Here is a 7,436-nt window from a genome sequence, read left to right as displayed (position 1 = left end):
GCTTTACGAAAAATACGATGCGCTTTTTTTTGCAGTTTGTAAACGTTATTTTACAGATATACAACAAGCGGAAGATGCTTTGGTAAAAGGCTTTTTGAAGATATTTCAAAATCTTAAAAGTTATTCGTTTGAAGGTAGTTTTGAAGGTTGGATGAGACGAATTATGATCAACGAATGTCTGATGGAATTGCGAAAAAATAAAATTTTTCATCTCAATGTAGACGATTACTCCTCTTCTATTTCATCCAATCAGGAGGCTTCGCAACAAATAGAGGAAGATGATGTGATGAAACTCCTCGATTATTTGCCCGATGGCTGTCGTCTCGTGTTTACCCTCTACGTTATTGAGGGATATAAGCACAAAGAAATTGCTGAAAATTTAGGTATTACAGAAGGTACATCGAAATCGCAACTCAATTTAGCGAAAACGAAATTAAAGGAAATGTTAAGTAAGAATGAACATATAAAATCAAATTTATCGTGAACACAAATGATCCAATAGAAGATTTATTCCGATCAAAAAGTAACGAAACTGTCGGTGAAAAACCGAGAGATTTGGTTTGGAAACGTATTGAGTTTGGTTTACAGAACGAAGAAAAGAAAAAGAAACCTATTCGCGTATTTATTTCAAGCGTTTGGTTTTCAGCTGCTGTTTTTGCATTAATTGCGATTCCTTATTTTGTACTTTTTATCGAAAATATTAATTCAGAAAACAGAAAAAATTCGCTTCAAGTTGTACAAACAAATGTGCCAGTTATAGAAAAATCCTCAATTGAAGAAGAAATAACAATTGTTGATTCGAAAGATAAAATAGTAGAAGAATCGATTGAAATTGTTAAAAATAAGAAAGTAACGAAACAACCGACATACAAAATCATCGAAGAGAAAACCGTAGGAACAATTGCAAATGAAAATTATTTACAAGATTATTCACTTGTTTCTGCGCCAACAATTGAAGCTCCTTTATCTGCACCACAAGCAATGGAAACTCGTTCTCAAGTTTTGGATTCGATTGAAAATCAGGGGCAATTTGCAAAAGCGAATTTGAATAAGATTTCAAAGGATTCTATTATTTCTGATCGATTCGGTGGTAAAGTTTCTGGAGTTGTTGCTGCTAACGGTGTAAAAAGACAGATTACAAAACAAAAAGATACTTCGGAAGTGATGAAAATGACTGTAGTAGCAGAAGATAGAATAAGTAACACTTCTTTGGAAACAGCCTCACTTTTAGAAGTTTTTCCAAAGAAATCAATGGTTAATAAATCAATAATTATTTATAAACCATTAAAGTTTACGGTAAAGTCGGATATTCTTCGGACAAATTTTAAATTGTTGAATGTTTCAACATCATCAAAATTAGTGTTTGAAAGTTCTACAAATAGTGTGATGATAACTTTCCAAAAAGTGAAAGATAAAATTACGTTGACAACAAATCAACCCAAAATGGATGCAGTTTTATTAGGAATATTAGAAAAGAATAAAAAAGAAATTTTTGAATATTATTCAAAACCAAAATAAGAAATAAAGGTTCGCAATGCGAACCTTTATTTCTTATTTCCATATAAACGTATTGCGTTTTCTTTGTCTTGATTCATGGCAGCAATTAATTCGTCAAGCGAATTAAATTTCTTTTCATCTCTTAATCTTTCTAAAAATTCGAGGCAAATAGTTTCTTCATAAATCGTTTGATCAAAATCCAAAATATTCACTTCTACTCGATGTTCTCTCGTATTTGTTACTGTTTCTCTAAATCCGATGCTCAATAAACCTAAATATTTTTGATTATCCACAAAAACATCAACTGCATAAACGCCATCTTTTGGAATTAATTTATTGGGATCAACTTGTAAATTAGCTGTAGGAAAACCAAGTGTACGCCCAATTTTATCTCCATGAACAACTTTTCCAGATAGCGGATAATTGTAATTTAACGCTTTGTTCGCATACGAGATGTTTCCTTCGATAAGTGCATTTCTAATTTTTGTAGAACTTACCGCCACATCATTTTCTTCAACAGCCTTTAGTTGAATCAAATTGAAACCATATTCTTTCGAAAGAACTTGTAATTGCTCAAAATTTCCTTCTCTATTTTTCCCGAAATGATGATCGTAACCAATCACTAATGTATCAATATGCAATTGATCAACAAGAAAATTTTTGACAAATTCTACCGAAGTAACTTGTGAGAATTCTTTTGTAAACGCTTGAATAATCAAATGTTCTAACCCAAATTGACGCAAAACATTTTCTTTTTCTTCTAAAGTGTTCAAAAATTTAAGATCACAATTTGGCTGTAAAACCATTCGAGGATGTGGATTAAACGTAATCAAAACACTTTCTCCATCAATTTCTTTTGCAATTGTATTGAGTTGTTTTAGAATAGATTGATGACCAATGTGTGCACCATCAAACATGCCCAAAGTAAGGACAGGACGTTTGATAGATTTGATTTCTTCTAAGGATTGATAAACGTTCACTAAAAATGATTTTGCACAAAATTAAGGCTTTCAAATCGAACTTCAAATCTATTTTTAATTTCCTTTGATTGTAATGTTTTGATTATTAATCAAAATATTATGACAAAAATCTTAAAAAGTATACAAATAATACAATGTTTTTAACTTACCTTTGCACCCAAATAAAATAAACTAAATCATTTCATATAATGGCAAATCAAAAGAAAGGTAAGATTGCACAGGTTATTGGACCTGTAATTGACGTTATTTTTGATAACGCAGAAGGCCTTCCAAATATTTATGATGCATTAGAGGTTCCTCGTCAAGGAAAAGAAACATTAATCCTTGAAGTTGAGCAACACATCGGTGAAGATACTGTACGTTGTATCGCAATGGATAGTTCTGATGGTTTACAAAGAGGTCAAGAGGTTATCGCATTAGGTAAACCAATTATGGTTCCAATTGGTGAGAACATCAAAGGACGTGTATTTAATGTAGTAGGAGATGCTATTGATGGTTTAGAAAATTTAGATAAAGATAACGGTTTACCTATTCACCGTCCTGCTCCAAAATTCGAAGAATTATCAACATCTGCAGAAGTTTTATTCACAGGTATTAAAGTAATTGACTTAGTTGAGCCTTACGTAAAAGGAGGTAAAATTGGATTACTTGGTGGTGCCGGAGTAGGTAAAACAGTATTAATTCAGGAGTTAATGAACAACATCGCTAAAGGACACGGAGGTTTATCTGTATTCGCTGGTGTTGGAGAACGTACTCGTGAAGGAAATGACTTAATGCGTGAGATGATCGAAGCTGGATTAATTAATTACGGTGAAGAATTCATGCAATCAATGGAAGGTGGATCTTGGGATTTATCTAAAGTTGACCACGAAAATATGAAAGAGTCTAAAGCTGCTTTCGTATTCGGACAAATGAACGAACCTCCAGGTGCACGTGCTCGTGTTGCTTTAACAGGTTTAACATTAGCTGAATATTTCCGTGATGGTGATGGACAAGGTCAAGGACGTGACGTATTATTCTTCGTAGATAATATCTTCCGTTTTACACAAGCAGGTTCTGAGGTTTCTGCCTTATTAGGTCGTATGCCATCTGCCGTAGGTTATCAACCAACATTAGCAACTGAGATGGGGGCTATGCAAGAGCGTATTACATCTACTAAAAACGGATCTATTACTTCTGTACAAGCTGTATATGTACCTGCCGATGACTTAACTGACCCTGCGCCAGCTACAACTTTCGCGCACTTAGATGCTACAACGGTATTAGATCGTAAAATTGCTTCATTAGGTATTTACCCAGCGGTAGACCCATTGAACTCTACTTCTCGTATCTTAACACCAACAATTCTTGGAAAAGAACATTACGAAACAGCTCAACGTGTAAAAGAAATCTTACAACGTTACAACGCTTTACAAGATATCATCGCGATCTTAGGTATGGAAGAGTTATCAGAAGAGGATAAATTAGTTGTACACCGTGCACGTCGTATCCAACGTTTCTTATCTCAACCATTCCACGTTGCAGAGCAGTTTACAGGTATTCCAGGTGTATTAGTTGATATCAAAGACACAATCAAAGGATTTAACATGATCTTAGATGGTGAAGTTGACCAATATCCTGAGGCTGCATTCAACTTACGTGGTACAATCGAAGAAGCGATTGAGGCTGGAGAAAAAATGTTAGCAGAAGTTAAATAATATTTTTATATAACAATATAGAAGAGTGCTTACGTTTCTTTTACTCTAAAAGTTACTAAGTACTCTTTTTTTTAAAACAATAGGATTATGCACTTACAAATTATTACGCCAGAATTCGTAGTTTTCGATGCAGTAGTAGATGCTGTTACTTTACCAGGAAAAGATGGTGAATTTCAGTTATTAAACAACCACGCTCCTATCGTTGCAACTTTAGGTGAAGGAACAATCAAAATTTACGTTCACACAAAAACTTTCGAAGATTTCGATAATATTTCAGGTAAAGTTTATAGCTCTCCATCAAATGAGTCTACATTATTATTAGACATTAAAGGAGGAACAATTGAAATGAACAACAATAAAGTAATCGTTTTAGCAAACTAATTACTTTTTTTGAACAAATATTACAAAAGGAGATCAATTTTGATCTCCTTTTTTGTTTCCTCATAATTATACTCGATAATTTCTTCAAATAATATTCTATAAAATTTAGATTAATAGTTTTTCCAGTATTGATTTACCTATAAAATATAAACTTATTCTAATTAATTAAATATTATAGAAATGTTTTCTAAAAAATAGTTTTAATATTTTATAATTTAGAAAATAATTCTAATTTCACTTCATCAAAAAAGGAGTTACGAAAGGTAACCCAAAATGAGCTAAAATTTTTCAGATGAAGTACAATTCTCAAAAACATTCTTTTGGACACGGTGTCCTACTTCAAAATATTTATAATTGTGTCAATAGTAAAATCAGAATGTGTTATTGTTAATTTAATACAACAAACCTACTCTACCCTACAATTTAATTAATTATCACATTCAAATCATTTTATTATGTCAACAGAAAAAAAATTACATTTCGATACATTACAAGTTCACGCAGGTCAAGAAGTCGATCCAACAACAGGTTCGCGCGCAGTTCCTATTTATCAAACATCATCTTATGTTTTCAATGATGCCGAACATGGAGCAAATTTGTTTGCGTTAAAAGAATTTGGAAATATTTATACACGAATTCAAAATCCAACAACAGACGTTTTTGAAAAACGTATCGCAGCATTAGAAGGTGGTGTTGCCGCTTTAGCAGTTGCATCTGGTCAAGCAGCACAATTTATTGCATTAAATAATATTTTAGAATCTGGTGATAACTTCGTTTCTGCTTCTAATCTTTATGGAGGAACATACAATCAATTCAAAGTTGGTTTTAAACGTTTAGGTGTCGAAGTACGTTTCGCAGAAAATGCAGATCCTGCGATTATCGAATCATTAATTGACGAAAATACAAAAGCAATCTATACCGAAACAATCGGAAACCCGAGTTTCAACGTACCCGATTTCGAAGCAATTTCAGCTATTGCAAAAAAATATAACCTTCCTTTAATTGTTGATAACACATTTGGAGCTGGTGGCTATATTTTCAAACCATTAAAACACGGCGCAAATATTGTAGTCGAGTCTGCTACAAAATGGATCGGTGGGCACGGAACTTCTATTGGAGGCGTGATTGTAGATGGTGGAAATTACGATTGGGGCAACGGAAAGTTTCCACAATTTTCAGAACCATCGGAAGGTTATCATGGTTTAGTTTTTTCTGATGTTTTCGGAATTAATGGTCCTTTTGGAAATATTCAATTTATTATTCGTGCACGCGTCGAAGGTTTACGTGATTTTGGTCCTGCCATTTCTCCATTCAATTCTTTTTTATTGATTCAAGGTTTAGAAACATTGTCATTAAGAGTGCAAAAACATTTGGACAATACGTTAGAAATTGCGCGTTGGTTAGAATCTCATCCGCAAGTCGAAAAAGTTAACTATCCTGGTCTAATTTCATCTCCAAGTCATCAATTGGCAAAAAAATATTTGGAAAATGGTTTCGGAGCGGTTCTTTCATTCGTAATCAAAGGAAATGCAGAACAAGCCAATCATTTTATAGATAGTTTAGAATTGATTAGTCATTTGGCAAATGTTGGCGATGCAAAATCTTTGATTATTCATCCGTCAGCAACAACTCATCAACAATTGAGTGATGAAGAACAACAATCTGCAGGTGTTTACCCAGGATTATTGCGTCTTTCTGTTGGTATAGAACACATCGATGACATCAAAAATGATCTTCAACAAGCGTTTGATAAAATTAAATAATCCGTTACTTTCGAATATAATCTAATAATGAATTTTCAACAATATCATTATAATCGATCTTTTCAATTAGAAAATGGTCAAACTTTAGAAAATTTAACCATTGCCTATCACACGGCAGGATCTTTAAACAACAAGAAAGATAATATCATTTGGGTTTGCCATGCATTAACGGCAAACTCAGATGTTTTTGATTGGTGGGCAGGTCTTTTTGGAGAAAACGATTTATTTAATCCAAAAGATCATTTTATTATTTGTGCAAATGTCATTGGATCCAATTACGGAACCACAAATCCATTGTCTATAAATCCTGCTACAAATACGCCTTATTACCGAGATTTTCCAACGATTACAATAAAAGACATGGCCAATGCGCATCAGCTTTTAGCCGAACATTTAGGTATTACGTCTATTCATTTATTAATAGGCGGCTCACTTGGTGGTCAACAAGCCTTAGAATTTACTTTACTTAATAAAGTAAAAGTTGATAATTTGGTTTTGCTGGCAACAAATGCAGTTCATTCTCCGTGGGGAATTGCGTTCAACGAATCTCAGCGTTTGGCAATAGAAGCCGATCCAACTTTTAATGATATGACAGAAGATGGAGGGAAAAATGGATTGATTGCGGCGCGAACAATTGCGATGCTTTCTTATCGCACCTATTCTATATATAATGAAAAGCAAAAAGATGATCATTCGGTTTATACTGATTTCAAAGCGTCATCCTATCAAAAATACCAAGGACAGAAATTAGCAAATCGATTTAATGCGCACTCCTATTGGACGCTTTCCAAAGCCATGGATTCACAAAATATTGCTCGAAATCGAAAAAGTTTAGAGAATTCACTTGCTCAAATTTCGTCTAAAACCCTTGTGATTGGTATTTCTTCGGATATTTTATTCCCACCTACGGAGCAAAAATTTATCGCGAATCATATTCCAAATGCAACATATACCGAAATAGAATCTTTATTTGGGCACGATGGTTTTTTGGTTGAACTCAAAGAATTGAATAAAATCCTAAATCATTTCGTCTAAATAATAAATGAAGCTCGAATTTTTTAAGCTTTTTTTGACTAATTTATTTCGCTTCGCGAAACCTTTCCCGAGTTCATAACCCA

General features: G+C 33.4%; 7 protein-coding genes. 6 read left to right on the top strand and 1 reads right to left on the bottom strand.

The genetic code is table 11. From position 1 onward, the window contains the following. Both Q0616_RS01470 and Q0616_RS01465 read left to right on the top strand, forming a co-directional pair. Window positions 1-484: sigma-70 family RNA polymerase sigma factor (locus Q0616_RS01470; protein ID WP_298774439.1), on the top strand; the 484-nt coding region annotated here is incomplete at its 5' end. After that, window positions 481-1,518 carry a hypothetical protein gene (locus Q0616_RS01465; protein ID WP_298774437.1) on the top strand — a complete coding sequence of 346 codons (1,038 nt, stop codon included), beginning with the start codon at window positions 481-483 and terminating at the stop codon, window positions 1,516-1,518. The genes Q0616_RS01470 and Q0616_RS01465, both read left to right, overlap by 4 nt. 26 nt (window positions 1,519-1,544) lie before the next feature. Here Q0616_RS01465 and Q0616_RS01460 read toward each other — a convergent pair whose 3' ends face one another. After that, window positions 1,545-2,477, bottom strand: coding sequence for a bifunctional riboflavin kinase/FAD synthetase (locus tag Q0616_RS01460; protein WP_188319402.1), 933 nt, complete (start codon window positions 2,475-2,477; stop codon window positions 1,545-1,547). Between the two features lie 188 nt (window positions 2,478-2,665). On the opposite strand from Q0616_RS01460, the gene atpD reads away from it, so the two are divergent. From atpD to metX, 4 genes are all read left to right on the top strand, one after another. Further along, on the top strand, window positions 2,666-4,174 hold the full coding sequence (atpD, locus tag Q0616_RS01455; protein WP_298774432.1) for a F0F1 ATP synthase subunit beta: 1,509 nt from the start codon (window positions 2,666-2,668) through the stop codon (window positions 4,172-4,174). 87 nt (window positions 4,175-4,261) lie between these two features. Next, the gene (locus Q0616_RS01450) at window positions 4,262-4,555 is read left to right on the top strand and encodes a hypothetical protein (protein WP_171623425.1); all 294 of its coding nucleotides are present in this window, start codon (window positions 4,262-4,264) and stop codon (window positions 4,553-4,555) included. 455 nt (window positions 4,556-5,010) lie between these two features. Then, complete coding sequence (locus tag Q0616_RS01445; protein ID WP_225542617.1) at window positions 5,011-6,318, top strand: O-acetylhomoserine aminocarboxypropyltransferase/cysteine synthase family protein; 1,308 nt, start codon at window positions 5,011-5,013, stop codon at window positions 6,316-6,318. Window positions 6,319-6,345: 27 nt separating this feature from the next. After that, window positions 6,346-7,353, top strand: coding sequence for a homoserine O-acetyltransferase (metX, locus tag Q0616_RS01440; protein WP_298774426.1), 1,008 nt, complete (start codon window positions 6,346-6,348; stop codon window positions 7,351-7,353). Window positions 7,354-7,436: the final 83 nt, after the last annotated feature.

The sequence above is a fragment of the uncultured Empedobacter sp. genome (assembly GCF_937930195.1).
GTDB classification, from domain to species: Bacteria; Bacteroidota; Bacteroidia; order Flavobacteriales; family Weeksellaceae; genus Empedobacter; species Empedobacter stercoris.
Note: the sequence above shows the minus strand (reverse complement) of the source record. Positions and strands in the feature narration are given on the sequence as shown.